The 19,594-nt window shown below is 40.6% G+C and carries 22 protein-coding genes; 6 read left to right on the top strand and 16 right to left on the bottom strand.

Going from position 1 to position 19,594, the window contains the following annotated elements:
* Positions 1-154: 154 nt before the first annotated feature.
* Complete coding sequence (locus tag J7E38_RS16340; RefSeq protein ID WP_214706641.1) at positions 155-2,539, bottom strand: glycoside hydrolase family 31 protein; 2,385 nt, start codon at positions 2,537-2,539, stop codon at positions 155-157.
* Positions 2,540-2,957: 418 nt separating this feature from the next.
* Here J7E38_RS16340 and J7E38_RS16335 point away from each other — a divergent pair, with 418 nt between their 5' ends.
* The 3 genes from J7E38_RS16335 (at position 2,958) to tatC (ending at position 5,733) form a co-directional block, all read left to right on the top strand.
* Entirely contained in the window at positions 2,958-4,706 is a 1,749-nt protein-coding gene (locus tag J7E38_RS16335) for an alkaline phosphatase D family protein (RefSeq protein ID WP_214706643.1), read from the top strand.
* Positions 4,707-4,738: 32 nt separating this feature from the next.
* A complete protein-coding gene (locus J7E38_RS16330; RefSeq protein WP_214706645.1) occupies positions 4,739-4,930 on the top strand; it encodes a twin-arginine translocase TatA/TatE family subunit in 192 nt (63 codons plus the stop codon).
* 65 nt (positions 4,931-4,995) lie between these two features.
* Positions 4,996-5,733 (top strand): twin-arginine translocase subunit TatC, encoded by a 738-nt coding sequence (gene tatC / locus J7E38_RS16325; RefSeq protein ID WP_214706647.1) that lies wholly within the window; start codon positions 4,996-4,998, stop codon positions 5,731-5,733.
* An 80-nt stretch (positions 5,734-5,813) separates the two neighbouring features.
* Here tatC and J7E38_RS16320 read toward each other — a convergent pair whose 3' ends face one another.
* The 4 genes from J7E38_RS16320 to J7E38_RS16305 form a co-directional block, all read right to left on the bottom strand.
* Positions 5,814-6,062 (bottom strand): Imm59 family immunity protein, encoded by a 249-nt coding sequence (locus J7E38_RS16320; protein ID WP_214706649.1) that lies wholly within the window; start codon positions 6,060-6,062, stop codon positions 5,814-5,816.
* Positions 6,063-6,196: 134 nt separating this feature from the next.
* A complete protein-coding gene (locus J7E38_RS16315; protein WP_214706651.1) occupies positions 6,197-6,646 on the bottom strand; it encodes an SMI1/KNR4 family protein in 450 nt (149 codons plus the stop codon).
* A 15-nt stretch (positions 6,647-6,661) separates the two neighbouring features.
* A complete protein-coding gene (locus tag J7E38_RS24360; protein WP_214706653.1) occupies positions 6,662-7,891 on the bottom strand; it encodes an HNH/ENDO VII family nuclease in 1,230 nt (409 codons plus the stop codon).
* An 11-nt stretch (positions 7,892-7,902) separates the two neighbouring features.
* Positions 7,903-8,649, bottom strand: a complete 747-nt coding sequence (locus J7E38_RS16305; protein ID WP_214706655.1) for an enhanced serine sensitivity protein SseB C-terminal domain-containing protein — start codon at positions 8,647-8,649, stop codon at positions 7,903-7,905.
* 289 nt (positions 8,650-8,938) lie between these two features.
* Between J7E38_RS16305 and J7E38_RS16300 the strand changes: the two genes are divergently transcribed.
* Complete coding sequence (locus tag J7E38_RS16300; RefSeq protein ID WP_214706656.1) at positions 8,939-9,274, top strand: hypothetical protein; 336 nt, start codon at positions 8,939-8,941, stop codon at positions 9,272-9,274.
* Between the two features lie 300 nt (positions 9,275-9,574).
* On the opposite strand, the gene J7E38_RS16295 is transcribed toward J7E38_RS16300, so the two are convergent.
* From J7E38_RS16295 to J7E38_RS16250, 9 genes are all read right to left on the bottom strand, one after another.
* The gene (locus J7E38_RS16295) at positions 9,575-10,411 is read right to left on the bottom strand and encodes a DMT family transporter (RefSeq protein ID WP_214706657.1); all 837 of its coding nucleotides are present in this window, start codon (positions 10,409-10,411) and stop codon (positions 9,575-9,577) included.
* A 244-nt stretch (positions 10,412-10,655) separates the two neighbouring features.
* Complete coding sequence (locus J7E38_RS16290) at positions 10,656-11,426, bottom strand: hypothetical protein (RefSeq protein WP_214706658.1); 771 nt, start codon at positions 11,424-11,426, stop codon at positions 10,656-10,658.
* Entirely contained in the window at positions 11,423-11,923 is a 501-nt protein-coding gene (locus tag J7E38_RS16285; protein WP_214706659.1) for an RNA polymerase sigma factor, read from the bottom strand. The genes J7E38_RS16290 and J7E38_RS16285 overlap by 4 nt, the downstream gene beginning before the upstream one ends.
* A gap of 260 nt (positions 11,924-12,183) precedes the next feature.
* Positions 12,184-12,909, bottom strand: coding sequence for a hypothetical protein (locus J7E38_RS16280; protein WP_214706660.1), 726 nt, complete (start codon positions 12,907-12,909; stop codon positions 12,184-12,186).
* Positions 12,910-12,930: 21 nt separating this feature from the next.
* Positions 12,931-13,566 (bottom strand): YczE/YyaS/YitT family protein, encoded by a 636-nt coding sequence (locus J7E38_RS16275; RefSeq protein WP_214706662.1) that lies wholly within the window; start codon positions 13,564-13,566, stop codon positions 12,931-12,933.
* Between the two features lie 332 nt (positions 13,567-13,898).
* Entirely contained in the window at positions 13,899-14,792 is an 894-nt protein-coding gene (locus J7E38_RS16265) for a vanadium-dependent haloperoxidase (protein ID WP_214706664.1), read from the bottom strand.
* Between the two features lie 250 nt (positions 14,793-15,042).
* Complete coding sequence (locus J7E38_RS16260; protein WP_214706665.1) at positions 15,043-15,702, bottom strand: hypothetical protein; 660 nt, start codon at positions 15,700-15,702, stop codon at positions 15,043-15,045.
* A gap of 58 nt (positions 15,703-15,760) precedes the next feature.
* A complete protein-coding gene (locus tag J7E38_RS16255) occupies positions 15,761-16,069 on the bottom strand; it encodes a hypothetical protein (protein WP_214706666.1) in 309 nt (102 codons plus the stop codon).
* Positions 16,070-16,170: 101 nt separating this feature from the next.
* Entirely contained in the window at positions 16,171-16,530 is a 360-nt protein-coding gene (locus J7E38_RS16250; protein ID WP_214706667.1) for an ASCH domain-containing protein, read from the bottom strand.
* Between the two features lie 184 nt (positions 16,531-16,714).
* On the opposite strand from J7E38_RS16250, the gene J7E38_RS16245 reads away from it, so the two are divergent.
* Complete coding sequence (locus J7E38_RS16245) at positions 16,715-17,515, top strand: nuclease-related domain-containing protein (RefSeq protein ID WP_214706668.1); 801 nt, start codon at positions 16,715-16,717, stop codon at positions 17,513-17,515.
* A gap of 141 nt (positions 17,516-17,656) precedes the next feature.
* Here the strand turns inward: J7E38_RS16245 and J7E38_RS16240 are convergent, their stop codons facing one another.
* The gene (locus tag J7E38_RS16240) at positions 17,657-18,445 is read right to left on the bottom strand and encodes a hypothetical protein (protein ID WP_214706669.1); all 789 of its coding nucleotides are present in this window, start codon (positions 18,443-18,445) and stop codon (positions 17,657-17,659) included.
* 132 nt (positions 18,446-18,577) lie between these two features.
* Positions 18,578-18,841: a hypothetical protein gene (locus J7E38_RS16235; RefSeq protein WP_214706670.1), complete on the bottom strand. Its 264-nt coding sequence runs from the start codon at positions 18,839-18,841 to the stop codon at positions 18,578-18,580.
* Between the two features lie 120 nt (positions 18,842-18,961).
* Here J7E38_RS16235 and J7E38_RS16230 point away from each other — a divergent pair, with 120 nt between their 5' ends.
* Complete coding sequence (locus J7E38_RS16230; RefSeq protein WP_214706671.1) at positions 18,962-19,510, top strand: EcsC family protein; 549 nt, start codon at positions 18,962-18,964, stop codon at positions 19,508-19,510.
* Positions 19,511-19,594 lie beyond the last annotated feature (84 nt).

Genomic DNA, 19,594 nt, shown 5'->3' with positions numbered 1-19,594 from the left:
AACACATCCCCCTAAATTCATACATTACTTATTAGACGAAAGAGACAGACGAACGGTTCACGAATTTACATATATAAAATTAGCTTCGCACTTGCTCCTCTCCCTTTTCTCCACGAAAAAAAGCACAGGGTATGTCCCTATGCTCCGCCTTCGTTTAAAATAAACCACTCTTCCCGACCGAAAAGGTTATCAATCCAAACGCCGGTTCAAACTTTGCTTCGTCTTGAAGTATTCCATTTATTTGGACCTTCAACTCTTGCTCGACTCCATGCACAATAAAACTCACCCGTTCCCATTCAGGATCGTACTGATTGTGTAAAACATCAACCGTGATTTCCAGGGAGTCTTCTTCTTTTCTTCCATCAATCTTCAACTCAAAATAATTCCCCTGCTGATAGTCAAAGGTTTTGCCGTCGTCTTCATAATAATTGAACGGGGACAATCCGTTCTCTGAAGGATATAAATGAACCTTGATTTCGGACTCTTTTTGCTCAGTAGAACTCCTCACAGAACCATGGATCAGCACCGCACCTTCTTTTACGAAAATCGGCATCGTTGCCATGTCTGCTTTAACCAGATGATGCTTTCCGCCCTCCAGTTTTTCATCAGTCCAATAATTCACCCACATGCCCTCAGGCAAATACACAACCCTGTGATAGGTATCCGGCTTCATGATCGGCGCGACAATCACGTCGGAACCGATCATGAATTGATTGGAAAGGTTGAAGGTATGTTTATCTTCAGGGAATTCGAACACCAGCGGGCGCATGACCGGAACTCCCGTCAGGCTAGCCACACGGAATAAGGTATACAGATATGGCAGCCACACATACCGCTCTTGAATGTACTTCCTGATGATTTTTTCATACTCCTCACCGAATGACCATGGTTCCTGGCGGATCGATTCGAGCACACTATGATGCCTGAAGTACGGAGTGAACATGCCAACCTGGGTCCAGCGTGTCAGCAGCTGCCCTGTTGTATCATGCGCGAAGCCGCCGACATCGGGGCCGCAGAACGGAACACCTGACATCCCAAGATTCATGCACATCGGAAGCGACATCTGCAAGTGCTCCCAGAAGCTGCGGTTATCCCCGGTCCAAACCGTACTATAGCGCTGCACCCCAGCAAAACCAGCCCTTGTCAGCAAGAACGGCCGTTTGCCATCGAGCTGTGCTTTCATCCCCTCATAGGTCGCCTCACCCATCAGCAAGCCATACAGATTATGCAGTTCACGATGGGTCTTTGGATTGCCATCATTTTTATGCATGACCTTCAAATCCATCGTTTTCGTTTCGTTAAAAACAGCCGGCTCATTCATATCATTCCAAATGCCTTCAATCCCCATCCTTGAGTAGAATTCATGCTTCTCACCCCACCATTTACGCACATCCACGCTCGTAAAATCAGGAAAGGCACTCTTGCCTGGCCAGACATCCCCGAAGTAAAGATTCCCCTCGAGATATTTGCAAAAGTAATCCCCGTTCACACCCTCCTGGTATATAGGATACTCCGGGTCCTCCTTCACACCAGGATCGACAATCGGAATCACGTGGATCCCTTCCTGCTTCAAATCCTCCACCAATTTCTCAGGATTCGGAAACCTCTCTTCATCAAAGGTAAACACACGATACCCATCCATATAATGAATGTCCAAGTAGATGGCATCAAGCGGAATGTCCCTCTCCCGGAACTCCTTCACAAGCTCCCTCACTTCCTGCTCCGACTCATAGCTATAACGCGATTGATGATAACCAAGAGCCCACTTAGGAGGAAGTGGCATCCTTCCGGTGATTTCCGTATACTGCTCCACCACATCTTTCGGCTTCGGACCTGCAAAAAGATAATAATCCAGCTGACCGCCTTCCGCCCAAAAAGAATACGTTTCGTCCGAAGACTTCATGTCAAAAACGCTTTTGAAAGTATTGTCAAAATACAGCCCATACGCCATTCCATTGCGAATAGCCATAAAATAAGGGATCGACTGATACAGCGCATCAATCTCAGGATTATGCGGAGCATACACATCCGTATTCCACATCGTCATCTTTTCTCCCCGCTTATCCAGGAAGCTCGTTTTCTCCCCAAATCCATAGAAATGATCATCAGGATGCATCTCTTTAAAACAAATAACCTCTTTCTTCTCATTGAATCCCATCGACGACTCATGATCGCGCACGATGATCCGTCCCTGTTCATCCAGCATCGTAATCCTTATCGGACTTTTATGTATGACAACCGTAAACTTCCCGCTTGATAGCTTGATTTCATCCTCACTCTCGGTTAAAGAAACCTCCACATCTTCAGGTTCCTTCACCACCGCAAAGCTCGAACCCAATGATGGCTGTTCCTTAGGATTCATGACCACCCGCACAATATCATCCCGGTAAAAACGAACCGTTACATACCCATTTTCACAACTTAGGTTCAGGTTGCTGTTATCAAGCTTACTAGAAACAACAGCTCCCACACTGCGGAAAGCAGGCCCTTTCCTCTGGCTCTTCATTCCAGGTTGAATCGCAAAGCTAGTATCTTGCATGTATCTGTCCTCCAGACTTGTGATGTACCATTTAGTATTATTTCCTGACAGCGGGGCGTCTTCACTGTGCCTCATGTGAGTAATTCATCACTCATTCGAAAAATCACCCTTCTTCATCAATATACCTTATTTTTTTCTGCTTGACTCCTTCTTTTCTAGCCATCTGACAGTACCTACTTTGTAATTTTTTCTTAAAGGAATTTTTAAGGAATTTCAGGAAGATGGTACTGTGTTTTGGGCACGCCTCGGGCTGAAAAAATCCAATTTCTTGAACTAACAGAAAAAAGACCTGTTAACAATTACCCATGAAGAAAGAGAAGACTCTTTTTGGGTTTACATATATTCACATTAGCTTAAAAGAACCCCTTTATAATCTGGTTCGTGATCAAAATCATTTTGTAGAGGGGAAGGTTTTACAATGAATGAGAGACCGTTTGATGAAATGATCAGCAGCTGGAGTCAAGAAGGTTTGAAAAAGAACATGGACCGCCGCAGTTTTTTGAATGGGGCTGGCAAGCTTGCAGGGCTCTCGCTTGGACTTGCGATCGCTCAATCACTTGGAGGAGGATTCAAGGTCAATGCTGCCCCTGTTTTCAACGAATACCCATTTAAGCTCGGAGTTGCTTCCGGAGATCCTCTGCATGATAGTGTCGTACTTTGGACAAGGCTTGCGCCAGACCCGCTTGCAGGCGGAGGAATGCCGCAGCATTCTGTACCGGTGAAATGGGAAATTGCAGCGGATGAACACTTCCGCCAAATCATCAAGCGTGGGACTCAACTTGCCACACCTGCTTTAGCCCACTCCGTCCATGTCGAAGTAACAGACCTGAAACCGAACACCGTTTATTTTTACCGTTTTAAAAGCGGAGAGGAATTCAGCCCGGACGGCAAAACAAAAACACTTCCTGTACCTGGAGCAAATGTAGCCGCGATGACCTTTGCATTTGCTTCATGCCAGCAATACGAGCATGGTTACTACACTGCATACCAGCATATGGCCAAAGAAAATTTAGATCTTGTTTTTCACCTCGGAGATTACATATACGAATATGGCCCGAATGAATACGTGTCCCCAACCGGCAATGTCCGGGCACACAGCAGTTCAGAAATCGTCACTCTTGAAGACTACCGCAACAGGCATGCACAGTATCGTTCGGATGAGCATTTAAAATCAGCTCATGCTGCTTTCCCATGGGTAGTCACCTGGGATGACCATGAAGTCGAAAACAATTATGCCAATATCATTCCGGAAAAAGGACAATCAGTTGAAGAGTTCATAAAGCGCCGGGCTGCTGCCTATCAAGCCTATTATGAACATATGCCACTGCGCGTATCTTCCATGCCGCATAATGAAGGAATGAAACTCTACCGTAACTTTTCATACGGCAACCTGGCTGATTTTTATGTACTCGATACACGTCAATACCGTGATGACCAGGCAAATGGGGATGGAACAAAACCGCATTCTGAGGAATCACTCGATCCGAATCGCACGACCCTTGGCGAAGAGCAGGAAAAATGGCTCCTTAGTAACCTGGGTAAATCAACTTCTCACTGGAATGTACTGGCCCAGCAAATCTTCTTTGCCCAGCGAAAATTCGGGACAAGCACTGCTCCGAAATACAGCATGGACTCATGGGACGGTTACCCGGCTGCACGTGAACGCATCATCGATTTTGCCGCTAGCAACAACATCAACAACCTTGTTGTCCTCACCGGTGATGTTCATGCAAGCTGGGCGTCGAACCTGATGGAGGATTTCAATGACCTGAATGCGAAGATTCTCGGTGCGGAATTTGTTGGCACCTCGATCACCTCTGGAGGCAATGGCTCTGACGTCCGTGCCGATACAGCAGCAACGCTTGAGCGGAATCCGCATATTAAATTTTTCAATAATTACCGCGGCTACGTCCGGTGCCATGTAACGCCGGAAAAATGGCAGGCAGATTATCGTGTGGTTCCTTACGTCACCGTTCTAGGGGCCGATATTTCAACGAGAGCATCATTCGTTCTTGAGAAGGATGAGCAAGGAATCAAAGAAGCCTCGTCCACAATCGTTCCAAACGGTGTCAAGCTATCAAGTGAAACAGAGGAAGACCGCCATAAGGCACATGCAAAAGCACATCAAAAACAACTTGAAAAAAAGAAACAAAAAGTCACTAACTAATAGCCTTACATGAGGAATGGAGGTATACATTTATGCTGCAAAATATCGGGATTCCCGGGTTAATCCTTGTTCTTGTCATTGCCCTGATCATTTTCGGTCCATCTAAGCTTCCTGATATCGGACGGGCATTCGGCACAACGATAAAGGAGTTCAAGAAATCGACGAGGGAATTAGTAGAAGATGCAGATTCGGAACAAGACAACAAAGAGAAGAAAACAGTTTAGCTTAAATGAGGAGATGCAGGCTGGAATTCCGCTTGCATCTTCTTTTAAAAAAGGAGGCGGTTTTAGTGAAAAGTCATGATATGGACCTTACCGGCCATCTTTCCGAGCTGCGGACAAGGCTGATTATCATAATGGCTGCATTCGTGTGCCTGTTTATTTTAGCTTTTCTTTATGTGGAAGAGATTTATGCCTGGCTGGTAAGGGACCTTCAGGTAAAGCTTGCCGTACTGGGGCCGAGCGATATCTTATGGGTATATTTCATGCTGGCCGGAATCATTGCAGTTGCCGGAGTGATCCCGATTGCTGCCCATCAAATCTGGTGTTTTGTAAAACCAGCTTTGAAGACAGAGGAACGAAAACTGACACTCGCCTATATTCCAGCCTTGTTTTTGTTGTTCATCGCGGGATTGTCATTTGGCTATTTCGTGATTTTTCCTATCGTGTTCAAATTTCTGCTGTCATTATCAGATGAAATGATGACAACATTTTTCACGACGGAAAAATACTTCACGTTTCTTTTACATATGACGCTGCCCTTTGGATTCCTGTTCGAACTGCCTGTCGTGATCATGTTCCTGACAAGTCTCGGAATCCTGAACCCATACAGACTGCAGCATCTCAGGAAATACGCATACTTTGCACTGGTTGTTACATCTGTTGTAATAACCCCGCCAGATTTTCTATCAGATATACTAGTCATCATCCCACTCCTGCTCTTGTACGAAATCAGCGTGCTTTTATCAAGGACTGTTTATCGGAAGAAGCAGAAGCATAGGAACGGTCCTTTTGCTTCAGATGCATAGGGACAAAGTGAGACAGCGGGACGGTTCCGTTGTCTCATGAATTTATGTTACGTGATGCAAAGACCTTCCCCCTTCCTCTCTTATCTATATAAATCGTTAAATTTCTTTTGTGCTCTAAGACGTTTAATGAAATTTTCAAGTGCATCATTTATATTTTCAAATTCTTTCCTAGAAATAGATTTTGCTCTCTCATCTGTTGTAAAAACTAGCCACTTCCCGTTATTTTCGCTTATCACAATTTCGTCAGGCTTAGTATCATGCTCATCGAACCAGTTATATCCGTTCAATTTTTCTTGGTTAATAATTTGCAATGCTTGTTCTCTATTCACCATTTCCACCTACCTGATTTTTACCAACACACCTAAACCCTCTAACATGAGACAGAGAGCGGGTTCTACCATCTCTGATATTTACATATTTTCACTTTTTCTAAGGCACGAGAACCGTCCCCTTGTCTATCCTATTAAAAATCTTCTTCCCATGCTTCTTTTGCATCCAACAATCTTTGTGACAAAAATTCATTAAAATCCTTTGCAGTGTTGTAGTCATCAAGCCCATCTGGCCTATTCCAGGCTATTACTGGGCACTCATTATTCTTCATTTTGCTTGTATATAAACAATAAACATATTCTCCAGCATCTTCGACAACTACTAAATCCTTATCGAGTCCTAAATCTCTATATCTTCTTGTAATATCGACGACAGGGGTTCTATTTGACTTACCCACTCCTAAAATATCTACTCCGAATAACCCGCCAGATCCAAAGGTAGCTAAAAACCATTTATAACTATCTGGTAGTTCCACCCCTAGCTCTTTTTGAACAAGCCCTATTTCACTTTCATCTACTCCTCCTGTAAAGTCATTTGATTCCTTGTTTTCGTTAATAAAAATTAATAATTCCTCTTTACCCATTCAAGAACCCTCCCTTTAGAATCCACTCGTCTCTATTTGCTTTGCTCTCCATCTCCAATATTTACTCCTAAAGTTATCGTATTGTTTTTTTAAAACAGGATCATTTCTAAAACTTCCACCATTCTCCACCAAACCATGCAAAATTCTATTATATTCATCATGCATACTCGCCGGAATTTCCACCATTGATCCCGGCTCTCTTTGAATTAAATGGTGAAGTTCAATAGTTGTTCCATCCTTCCAAATGGGTGCTCTGCCCTTTTTCATTAATTCAAAATTTGTCAGACCACTATTAGGATCTATTCTTTTATAATCAATGTCCACCCTTTGGAAAACCCTTCTACTAATATCCCTTATTTCTCCATTTACCTTTGTCGTTCCTGTATATTCTACAGCCTTATAGTTTTTATAGTCTTTTCCTATATTCCTAACACCATTATCCCCAATTCCTACTTTTCCGTCTATCTTCTGAGGAACCTCTCGTTTTTCAACCCCTACTCCATTGTCTTTCGTCCCCGGAGTCACACGTTTTTCAATTGCTGCTCCGCTGTCCTTCTTCTCAATAGTCCCCGGCTGAACAACCCGAACTCCCCCAGCCTCCTCCACAACCTTAGCCCCTTTAGCCATCTTCACGGCCTTGTCAACGCCTTTGGTTCCGATGATTGCCAGGGCGGCTTCACCTATGGCACGGCCAAACCACTGCGATCGGCTTTTGGCATCGCCGTTTATGACGTCATTCTTCCAGGAGTCTGATATCGACTTCCAGATGCTTTTGGCGGTTTCCACGGGGTGGCTTACAGCATAAACGATGCCCTTGGCGGTCTCGATTGGATGGGTGATGGCGTTCCAAATTCCTTCAACGGTGGAAAAGACAGCTTCAGCTACCCCTTGGCGAAATCCTGATACGACATCATTAGCCATCCCAAATAGATCTTTCATTTTGTCCCAGACCGACTTCTTTTCCGGTTCCTTGAATCGGTCCGCTTTCTTATCGGCTTTCACATATAAATCCATCGATACATCAACGAATTGATGAATTTTCTTCAGTTTCTTTTCGGTCTCTCTGACCTTTACAGCCGCTTCATTTAAATTCCTGCCTATGCTCCTTCGGGAGGCAATCCTGCCATCAACCTGCTGCCTGACGGACGAAATCTGGTTTCCAACCCCATCGACCCGGGAGGATAGGTTGACTAAATCATTGTTGGCAGCCTTCACTTGCTTCACTTTTATATTAATCTTGGACACTCGGTAACCTCCTACTCAAACATCGTCCGGAATTCTTCCAACGATTCACGAAAATAAAATGGCCTGGTGTCTTCAACAATGGAATTGGCCAGCGGGATGACTTCATCAAGAATCAATACTTCAACCTGCTGTTCTACCCGTTGATTGATAGCGTCGAAAACTTCTTGAGTCATGCCTTCTTCCAAGTCATCTACTTCCAATGCCACTAGAGGAAAAGGACGTCCAGCAGCCGATGGGTTATATATATTGACCAGATAAGCTTTCCTTACAGATGGAAACTTCTTTAGACAAGAACGGAACCTTTCCATTACACTTTCCGGAAGCTCCACTATTTGTTCAGTCAGAATCCTTTCCTTCTCTTCGTCACTTAACTTTTCGAAAAAATAGTGCAGAATTCTGCCGTCTTTCATCGTTTCAAGTTCTTCACAGATGATTTTTTTACTCAAACCGGTAAAAGGATTCAACACCCACGGAAGTTCTGTCCCTGCCATCTCTAAAAGCAGCTCTGCAGGGATTTTGACATATGGATACTCTGATTGGATGATCGCATCAAACTTCTCCCAGCTCGTAAAAACTGGCAGCACAAGCTCTCCACCCTCTTCGATGTACTTTAAGTTCAGCGTCTCCTCATCCGCAATCGACCCAATCACGACCAGTTCAAGTTCCACCAACGCTTTATAAAACTGAAAATACCTAGTAGGCTCCTCAATAGCCGCAGACAGCAAATCATCAAAAGACTCAATCACATGATTATTCATAACCACTCCTGAAAATTAGACATAACCAATATATAATTCCACAAATATCCAAATATCCCTTTTGGAAAAATATGAGTCAAAAGACACAAAAGTCCATAAAAAGCTTAATTCCCACTTAAAGACAGAGAACTTAGGACACCCTCTCTTCACAATGCTAGTTTTCATTTAAGAAGCACAGGTTACATCCCCATTTATATAAAAATAATAAATTTAACTATCATACAAGCCCTGTCCTCTTTTGGTTAATAGAATAGGATGTATTAAATCTAAGGATGGGAGGTGAATGATAATGGCACAAAAAACGGTTAATAACCGCAGCGCAGCGACTTTGCAGATTGGTTTTCTTGTTCGTCAAGGTGCTGATCCGGCCAACTTTGATGGAGTAGTCTATTTTACAATCCGTCCAGGAGAAACGAGAACAGTCACTTACGGAAACCAACAAAATGTGTTCCTAAACGGTGTCGTGATATCTACGATTTCCAATGGGGATGTCTATACTAAAACACAAATCGTAACAGTAAGAGGAAGCCAGCTCGATAATCTTTTAAACACAAATAGTATTATTGACATCCTTCCAATTTCAACTGACTATGTAATGTTTGCACGCAATCCAAATTCGAATTAGGTAGGTCCCCTGCCGCACTCATCCCTTATTGGGATGGGTGCGGTTTTATTAGATTTGAAATGTCAACTTCGTACCAATGTTTGGTAAAGGAGTTATTTAGATTTATTGAGACACTCTTCCCGTACCTGTGTCCCCTTCAATTGTTGAGCTTAGATGGTGGTATAGCGCTGTAACCTTTTAAGGACAATACCGTTATCCAAGATTATGGAATGTAACACTGTTTCCAATCTCAAACGGTCATGAGAACCGCCGCTTTTCCCTCTATAGAAAAAGGCAACCGTTGGCGGCTGCCTTTTAAACTCATATTTTCGTAAAAATAATACCAAGCAAGGCTGAAAAAATTCCAATAAGCTGGTACATTTTGATTTTCTCCTTAAAAAGCCAGATGCCAGCAAGTATGACCACCAGGCAATTCAGGCTGACAATCGGGAAGATGATGCTGGCTGTTCCCTCTTGTAATGAATAAAAGTAACAGCTGTAGCCGATGACACTGATCAATCCAACGAGTGAACCGATATTGGCCTCTGTACGCTGCCAATGCTCTTTTCCCCGAATGCTGTTAATCCCCAAATAAATACTTCCGCCTCCATACATGCAAATTAATGTATTAAGCGAACTGATTTGTAAATAAGAAGTAGTCTTCATCAAGATTCCTAAAATCCCGAACGAAAGAATGGCCAAAAGTACCCGGAAAAGCCATGGACCATACTCGGTTCCGCGGTTCGAACCTGGCGAATATTGAATCACTAAGGCCGAGCCCAGTATGAAAACAATCCCTAGCCATTGGAGCAGGCTGATCTGTTCGTGAAAAATAATCGCTGCACCGAGAATCGGAAAGATTGCGTTTGCACCTACCAGAGGCGATGTCAGGCTGGCCGGTCCGTTCTCAAAGGCCCTCGACATTTGGATATTCCCATTCGCATTCAATATCCCAATCAGGCCGCCAAGGACCATTGCAAGTAAGTTAAATTCCAGCGCCCCAGACACCACTCCATAACCAAGGGTGACCAGAAAGGCTACCAAGTAAAAGAAAAATTGAATATGTACCTTTGATAGATGTCGTGCTGTACTCCATTTAAATATCGTATTATTGATCCCAAAGCTTAACGTCGTTACTAATGCCGCGGCAATCCACATGCTGATCCTTCTCTCTCTATCACTTTGACTCCCTCATTTTAAGACTCTATCAGTGTATTCGCAATCTATTTTTTCGTGTTTCTAAATAAAAAAAAGAACCTCAATAAAGGTTCTTTTAACTTAGCCTGATAAAAAAGTGCCCCTATCCAGAGTTTCCTGTGTTTCAATAGATTTTAATGAATGAACATTCCTCGCCTTTTTCTTCTGTTCGTCCTGGTTTTCATTTATTATTTTTGGTTGTCTTTTATTCTGGATTTTGCGGTTGAAGTGGGTTGTTTTCTAAAATGTTTTCTACTTCTTCATACCCCTCTGGAAATGCATAGTTATATCTAGCTGGAAGTGAAAAAACATACTTATTATTTTGTCCCAGGATGGACGGGCGAACAGGTGCTGCCCCAATATGAAATTCTTCCTTTTCAAGTAAGGACCACTGATCAAGTGTAAAAATCATGATCGGAATATCTTGTTTCGGTTTTTCCTCCGTCCAATCAGGACGTCTAATTGAAAGGATTTGGCCACTTTCAATTATTTGTTGATCAGCAGAAATCCCTTCCCAGGAATCAGAGACAATCTTGTAGCCCTCCCAACTTTTTGGAAGTTCAAAGTTGAATCCATATTCTGTATTTTCATAAAGAATAGTATCTGTTACTTTATCATTAGGTTCATTCTGATCTATAGGATCTTTATCATCGTCAACTTGGTTTTCACCCATGGGAGGATGTTCCGTGCTTTGTTGCCCTTGTTGATTTGAATCAGGACTTGATGAACGTTCCTCATTTAACGGAATAATAAGAATGGCGAATAACACAATGGCAGCAACACTCGCTAAACCCGCAATAAACCTCTTCATTATCGCAGCTCTCCTTTTTTTCTTCTTACCATTTGACCTTGTAAATTGCAGCAGATTTTCATGGATCATATCTTGTGTATCCTTAGTGAACTTTTTATCATAATCAGGTTCTGGTAATGATTTGATTTTTCTCTCTAAATCATAAAATTTCTCATGGTCTTTCATAGTGAAAATCCTCCTTCGCTTTTTTGCAGGATCTTTAACGCACGATGGTAGGTAATACGCACCTTATTTTCGGTCCAATTTAAAATGGATGCTGTTTCAGATACAGAAAGTTCTTTAATCCCTCTAAGGATGATGACTTCCCGATAATTTGCTTTAAGCGATTGGACTGCTTGATAAAGCAATCTGTTATTTTCATTAAGCTGGAGGATTTCCTCAGGCGTTGCCTTATCTGTTTGCTCATCCCAGAACCTGATCATTTGCTTCATCCTAAGACGCTTCCTTTTTCTAATTTCATCTATCCCCACATGGCGCGCAATCGAAAAAAGCCAGGTTTTAGGACTAGATTTTTCCTGATACGTATCAAAGCCCTTAATGGCCCGGATAAAAACCTCCTGCACAAGATCTTCCACATCACTTGACCCGATATAATAAACTAAAAAATGGTATATATCCTTGTTGTACAAGTAAAACCACTCTGAAATTTTGTTGCTAATCATCAGCTGGTCAACTCCATTTTCCCATCAATTTTTTATACTTATAAATTAGTCGAATCCGCACAACATTTATTTCACTTATTACGATTATTTTTAAGAATTATTTTTAATTAGTTTAATATGAAAATTGATGTCCCACGCTAAGATAAATAAAAAAAGCAACGGAACTTATTCTCCATTGCTTTTCTGTTGATATTTTAATTGTGATCGCTAAAGCTCCCCATTGTTTCTCCTTTTGTGGGACACGAGAACCGTTCCCTAGTCTACTCTTGTCTAGATTTCAATCCTGTCATTTCAAAAAATTCAGGTTCTGCCTTCATCAACTTCAGGCCCATTTCCGATTGAAAATAGAGTTCAATTTCATCTCCATAGAGAACTTTTATGGTCTTCTCCCCAATAACAATGGCACCGGTTTTTTGTCCTTTTGGAGATTCCCCTTCCCAATCAATAGCATCATTAATGAATCCTACAATCTTTTGTATTTTTTCATGATCGTCCACTACCACGCAGCCTTCTTCATTTACAGTATCATAAATACAGAGACTATCTGGAACTTCATTTATCCACTTAGTAGCATGGTGAATCGGAGTTTGGTCAAACATTACTTCCGTTTGATCTTCATACTGATTATACGAAGCACTAACGCTCAGTTCTCCCACGAACCCCTCTTTGGTCCAGCGTGAATCAAATCCTCCCCAATCATTCTCCGAGTCATTATCATCAAGCGCGGAACCACTGTATTCCTTTACCCATCCGAGCGAAGGGAGTTCCTTAAAGTAAAAATCATAAATGTCTTGCCAATGATCTCCTTCAATTACATAATGCGTTCTTGTAGGCTCCAACCCTTTATATAAGGGAATATCTTCGTGCTGCTCAGGAATGATGGACATCCCCAAGTAAGTTTCATCTGTCATTTTCTGATGCACCAACCAACTTCCAACAATCAACAAAACGACTAAAACACCAACAATGACATTTTTTCTCCCCATACTCAAACCTCTTTTCTTCTATTACATAGAAATACCCTTTTGGTTTATTGAGCAAGATAACTTTTCAATCCATCCAGTACAGACCTTGTAGGAAGCCTGGAAAATCGGACTCTGGATAAATGTATAAATGAAGGTGAAAATAAAGACCGGCCCGCCCAGTAATAGGGCAACCACCAGCACAATACTCTCCACAATGATTCGCACTCTGCTGATTGAATACCCGAGCTTAACTGAAATCGCAAGCATAAACCCGTCTCTTGGACCTGATCCGATTCGGGCAGCATTATACATTCCGCCTCCAAACCCCATGATGAACACACCAAGCAGCAATACCAAAACATCAAACATGAGCGTGGAAGCCTGGGGCAAAACATCCAGCCAGAGAAAAAAGTCAACCATCGTGCCAACCATCAGCGCATTAATAAAAGTACCAACGTTAACATAAGTACGATCAATCAAAAGCGTTACAACAACTAACATGACACCAAAAATCACGTTCCATGTTCCGATTGTTAATCCAAACTTATCATAAAGTGCAATATTCAATACATCCCAAGGATGGATCCCTAAGTACTTAACCTTGATTGCCACCGCTATACCGTAACTAAAAAGGATAAGACCAATTATAAAAAAGGGGATTTGTATTTTAAGTTTCATTTTTATCACTTCATTTCTATAAACTTGGTTACTGAACTAAGTTTAAATCAACACGGAATGCATTTAAAGCAGAAATTTCCATAAGTTAGAAAACGAGATTAAAGACCCTATTCATTTCACGGTTTGTGCAAACAATAATCTTAACCTCCCCTGTTTCCCCATAGAAAAAGGCAACCGTTGGCGGCTGCCTTTTATCTCAAATTTTTGTAAAAGTAATCCCAAGCAAAGCTGAAAAAATTCCAACAAGCTGGTACTTTTTGATTTTCTCCTTAAAAAGCCAGATGCCAGCAAGTATGACGACAAGGCAATTCAGGCTGACAATCGGGAAGCATTCACTTCCGTTTTTTTAAGAGAGGCTTTGGAACATTCACATTTTCAAATAACTTTTTGGATTCTGACTTTATGAGGGAAGTACATTCTGCAGAAAAATCAAAAGGAATAAATTGTTCGAAATCTATGGCGAAAATATCAGCATCAAAATCTTCCCTGTACTGCTGATCAATTGCCCGCATGTCATGGTCTTGTTCTCTCTTTAAAAGTTTAATAATCTGATGTCCGATGGCTCTTCCTAATTCAATTCCTTCTGAGTTGTCAGAAGGAAAATGGACCCCGGCAAGTAAACGGCTTATTGCATCTTCCTCAGCAATTCTTTCCAGCTTCTTTTTTTCAGCAGGAAAGTAATAACTCAAGATGACTTCCGCACAACCAGACACTGCAGCATGTCCTGACGGATATGTTGGGAACCTGGGGGTACACAAAACGGTTTCCAATTCCTGATCATACTGATTCGGCCTTGCAACATTCCATTCATACTTCAAATCCCATACAACAACCATTGTATCATTGATTGCTCCATGCAATACGGCCTGGATTCGAGCCGCCTGGGTAGGAGTAACATTATACGTATCTATTAAGCGGTCAGCAACAGGAGTCCACTGTTTAGTCGGTACTCCTGTCCCATAATAGATAGCTATTTTCTCCTGGGTTGGAGTTAGATTCTCGAGTGTCCGCTGTACGACCTTCAGTTCTTTTTCAAAGTGTATCAATCGTGGATGTCTTATGGGAAGCCTCAGTCTTTGCCCAAAAGGATCAGAAAAATATCCTTCTTCATCTCTTTTCAAAAAAAATAGCGGCCACCGTCCCGCTAAAGGTGTAACCGGATCGCGTGGAGGTGATTCTTCTCCAGCATATGGTACTTCAGACCACTTTAAATAACTATATCTCAAATGTTTTCACCTCCAGATTTTTTTATCATTATATGAATGAAAATAAAATGTGGATAGGCTTTGGCGGATTAATTGGAGGGTCATAGGGACGGTTCACGAATATATAGAATTAGCTTCTCACCGGCTCCTCTCCTTTTCCCCCCGAAAAAAAGCATAGGGTACGTCCCCATGCTTCCTTTGCGTCTCTAGCATTAACATAATTTCGCATTTAGTGAGACGCAAGAACCGTTTTTAGAATTGGCTTTATAATTTACTCAATGCCGCGCGTTTTCACACGGATCATACTAATTCCTAATACTGTGGCCGGAAAAAGTGCCAGGACAGCACCTATAAAAAACTGATAAGATTCCTTTACCGTATCTGGCTGGGTGAAGATTTTATACCTTATGACATTGAGTGTGATAAATATTAACGCAATAATAACCACGGCTATAATGGTTCCTGCCACATACGCCTTGTAACTATTCACTCTCCGTAGTTTTGGGGAAGAAATAAATAGAGACAAAAAAACATAAATGACAGCACTAGCAAAATATACAACTAGGGTTAACCAAGAGTAGTTTACCTCCTCAATAATTTGCCCCTCCCTAACTCCCAATGTATACATTCCGGTTGAAGTCAGGAGGAGCTGAAAGCTTATGACAAGCAGGAAAAAGAAGAAGTGGTATCCTCCATTAACCCAGGATAAGTTCTTTTTAGAAAGTGTTAATCCATAGACAAAGAGCATAATCGAACAGATTAGCAGAATGATGGAACTTATTTTCAACCAACTTGGCAGCGTCGAGATTGATTGTATATTGATCACTGAAATAAACAGACTGATTATGAAAAAAGCAATAATTACAAATCTGAAGTTTTTTTGCATCTCTTCTTGAGTTGTATGTACTGACCGGGCTTTTACCGACTTCATTGTAAACTCCTTTCTGTCTTAGTTACAGAGACAAACTTTCATGATATCCCGCCTCAAGTTATTCAGGCTTACTCATTTGGGTTACAACCATCAAAAATAGAATTGCCAGCACATGCAATCCGGTTAGAATCCCATATAACAAGGCATCAACCGGCATGACATACAAGCTGACAGCAATTAGTATGATCGTCTCGAACCCAAATAAGATAATCACCAGCCCAATCCGCTTTGCCAATAATTTCTCATTGTTCACTTTGTCCTTCGCATAACCCGCTAAAAAAGAGACACTTCCCTTTCTCCATATGAACAGACCAAGCAGGATAAAGAAACTTCCCAACAGACCACCGTAAACCATTTTGGCAATCATACCCCTTCGTGAGAATGTTAATATTAGGATACATGGTTTTATTGGAAATTTATAGGTGTTTACTGAATTTTCTAGCTAATAATTGAAAAAAGCAATGACACTTATCCTCCATTGCTTTTCCGCAGATATTTGATTGTAATGGCTAATGCGCCCCATTGCTTCTCCTGCTCTGGAGTATAAATTTCATATGTACCGTCCACCATTTCTTTCATTGTCCAGCCTTCACAATCAAAGTCATCGAACGGTATGTTTTTATACATCCCTTTAAAGGTATCATAGTGCCGTAGTTCTATTACCTTTACAATCAATGTTTCATCTTGTTCAGGCACCTTAACAAATTCAATCAAATCGCCAACTTGAATTTTCCTTCTCTTCTCATCGTTCAAACGAACTTCTACTTTCTTCTTCCCCTTAATGATTGATGGAAAGTAGTCTTCATACAAACCCATTCGATGCAGCATATTTTTGCTCCTTTAATGCTTAATATTAGAAGAGAAAGCGAGACTGATTCCGCTGGTTAACAAACTTCCTAAACGCAAGCCAGGAACTAGTTATTTTTTCCATTATATCAAATAAAAGTTTAAATAAGGAGGGGATTAGAACGAAAGTATAAGAGAGGAAACTTTACAGCAAGGAGATATTATCATGTTATTATTTCTTAATTTCTTGAAGAAGAAAAAGACAGAGGCGCCTCCTGTAAAAGCGATGACTGCCGCTCCAAAACAGGTTGCCGTAAGAAAAGGTGAAATTGGAGAATACAAGATTGATATACAGCTAGATCAGCTGCCAAAGGACTGCCGATACTTGAGTGACCTTCTGATAAAAAACCCAAAAGCAAAGTCTGGATATTCACAGATTGACCATGTTGTGCTGACACCATACGGCATCTTTGTTATTGAGACAAAAAATTATCAAGGAACAATTTACGGGGGGAAAGACAGAAAAACATGGTCCGTCAATGGGAAGTTCAAAATGATGAACCCCTTTGTCCAAAACTACGGGCATATAAAAGCACTATCGTCCTTGATTGATCAAAAGTACGAGGAGTTTTTTGTTTCATTTGTTTCTTTTACTAAGCGATCAACGTTTAAAGTTGATTTAGATTACCGGAAAATACAGTCAAACGAACTGATCGTTTATGATATCGAGCTATCAGAGTTCATTCACCGAAAGGTTTCCGTTTTAAAAATTCAACACAAAGAACCTCTCCTAAGCGAGAGGGAGATTTCAGTGATTTACGATGTCTTCTTAAATGCAGATATCAAAGACCCTGCCATTAGACGAGTACACGAGCAGGCATTGAAGGCTGTTACTACAGACACCCCCACTCAAGCAAGTTGTTCAATCTGTAATAAATACGTGTCTGATAAAGTTAAATCATATTGTTTATCAAACCACAAATTCAATGGAAAGATATATTGTTATGAGCATCAGAAGGATGTTTAATAACAGGTTATTAAGAAAAAAAGCTTAGGAAGTTCCCAAGCCATTTGTTAGCTATATGAATTATAGTCACTGTCGGCAAACTCGATGAAACCGAATTTGTCGACAGTATTTATTTTATATACACTATAAATAGAATAGATTTTACTTTTCCGTTTCTTTTTTCTCACCAAGAACAGCTTGTCTAGTTTCTTCGACTCTAATAGTTGCTTCTTGATCGGACTTTTCAAAAACAATATCTTTGACATGTTTTTTTAACTCTGGTTTGTCGAATAATGTTTCTTTAAGAGAATCATTTGTTAATTTATATCCTTCACTAACTTTGCTTTTATCATCAAGGATAGCTTGGATGCCTTGATTTATCGCATCTTCATAAATCAACTTTCGGTATTCCTCAGTGTATTCCTTTCTAAATACTCCTACAAAACTATCAAAATAACTCTTGTCAAACATAGGAATATAAGCTAATTCTAATGCTGGTACTTTAATGTGTAAAACCTTGGATTTTTCATCATAATAAAAATCTTCTTTTTTAATATTTTTTAAATCATAACCAAGCATAAAATAACCAAACAAATGAATGTTGTATTCTTTTCCGAAAAGATACTTACCGAATTTTTTCCCTGTTGTTTCAAGCCAAATATCATCCTCTTGATTCTTTAAAAATTCATAAGTGTCATCTTCGGTGTAATCGAAGTCTTGGACATCCTCATATCCGAAGTGTTTGCTGATTTCTCTCACCTTATCGTATGCGATATTTTCTATGATGACCTCACCTTTTATTTCTGTAGTTGGTTTAACTACTTTTTTATCACCTTTCAAGATCATATATGTTCCTGCTGATCCAATCGAGGCACAGAGTAACGCAAAAATAATGGTCATAATAATTCTATTCTTGGATGATTGCTTCTTATTAACTCTATATTCTGGCATAATTTTTCTCTTCTCCTCATTATTTTTATATAACAGATTTAAATTTGGTCAGCTCATTCTTCTGGTATTCATTAAAGTGTTCGGTTTTCATAATACAACTTAAGGTAATCTGGATTATCCTCTTAGCTAGTATTAGACTACCTCGTTTCCAGTTTTCTTGTTAATAGCTTCTTTATCTGTTGTAAAATAATAAGTAGCTCCATCTTTAGAATACGATTCACCGTACCAAATCCCCTTATTAATAGCAGACCAGTTGAAACGTGTAGAATTCGTTTCTTTTTTGAAAAATCTTGCCGCCGCCTGTATACTCGGACATTCAGCGATTAACTCTTCTCCTCTGAAAATATTTACGGGGATTTCGACTTTGTTTTTTATTGTTGGTCTTCTTCTCTCCATAGGACACCTTTCTTTTAATTATTTTAAGTAGTTTAATGCCTTGATAATATTCTAAATCCCAAACTCAGTTTTAATAGTATAATATTACCATACCCCCATAGAAGAAAGGTGAGACTTAAATTGTCTAAAACAAAATCCTTAACACACGACTCCATAATGAAGGCATTAGATTGGTCTTATGATAAAGCAATTAACGGTGGTGTACCTGGAATGGACACCGCTATAGAATTAGCTGATAGTTATTTACAAAAAAGTGGTACCTTAGACGAAAAAGTTAAAAGTTTAATCCTTTGGCAAAACACCAAAAGTGCTACTAGTGGATTTTTAACAGGCCTGGGCGGACTTATTACATTGCCTGTGGCTGTACCAGCCAATATAACTAGTGTTATTTTAGTTCAAATGAGAATGGTTGCGGCTATCGCACATATGGGCGGTTATGATTTAAAAGATGATCAGGTTAAATCTTTCGTTTATGCCTGTTTAGCTGGAAATGGAGCTAAAGATATTCTTAAAAATGCAGGCATTCAGATAGGAAAAAAACTTGCAGTAAACGGTATTAAAAAAATCCCTTTTGAAGTAATAAAAAAAATCAATCAAGCTGTAGGCTTTCGTTTACTAACAAAGTTTGGAGAAAAAGGGGTCATAAATTTAGGTAAGTGGTGCCTTTAGCCGGGGGAATCATTGGCGGGACCGTAGATGCAGTTACTACAAATACTATTGGGAATGTTGCTCACAAGCTGTTTATTCAAGAGC

The sequence above is a fragment of the Bacillus sp. ISL-35 genome, from assembly GCF_018613355.1.
In the GTDB taxonomy this organism is placed as follows: Bacteria; Bacillota; Bacilli; order Bacillales; family Cytobacillaceae; genus Mesobacillus.
Note: the sequence above shows the minus strand (reverse complement) of the source record. Positions and strands in the feature narration are given on the sequence as shown.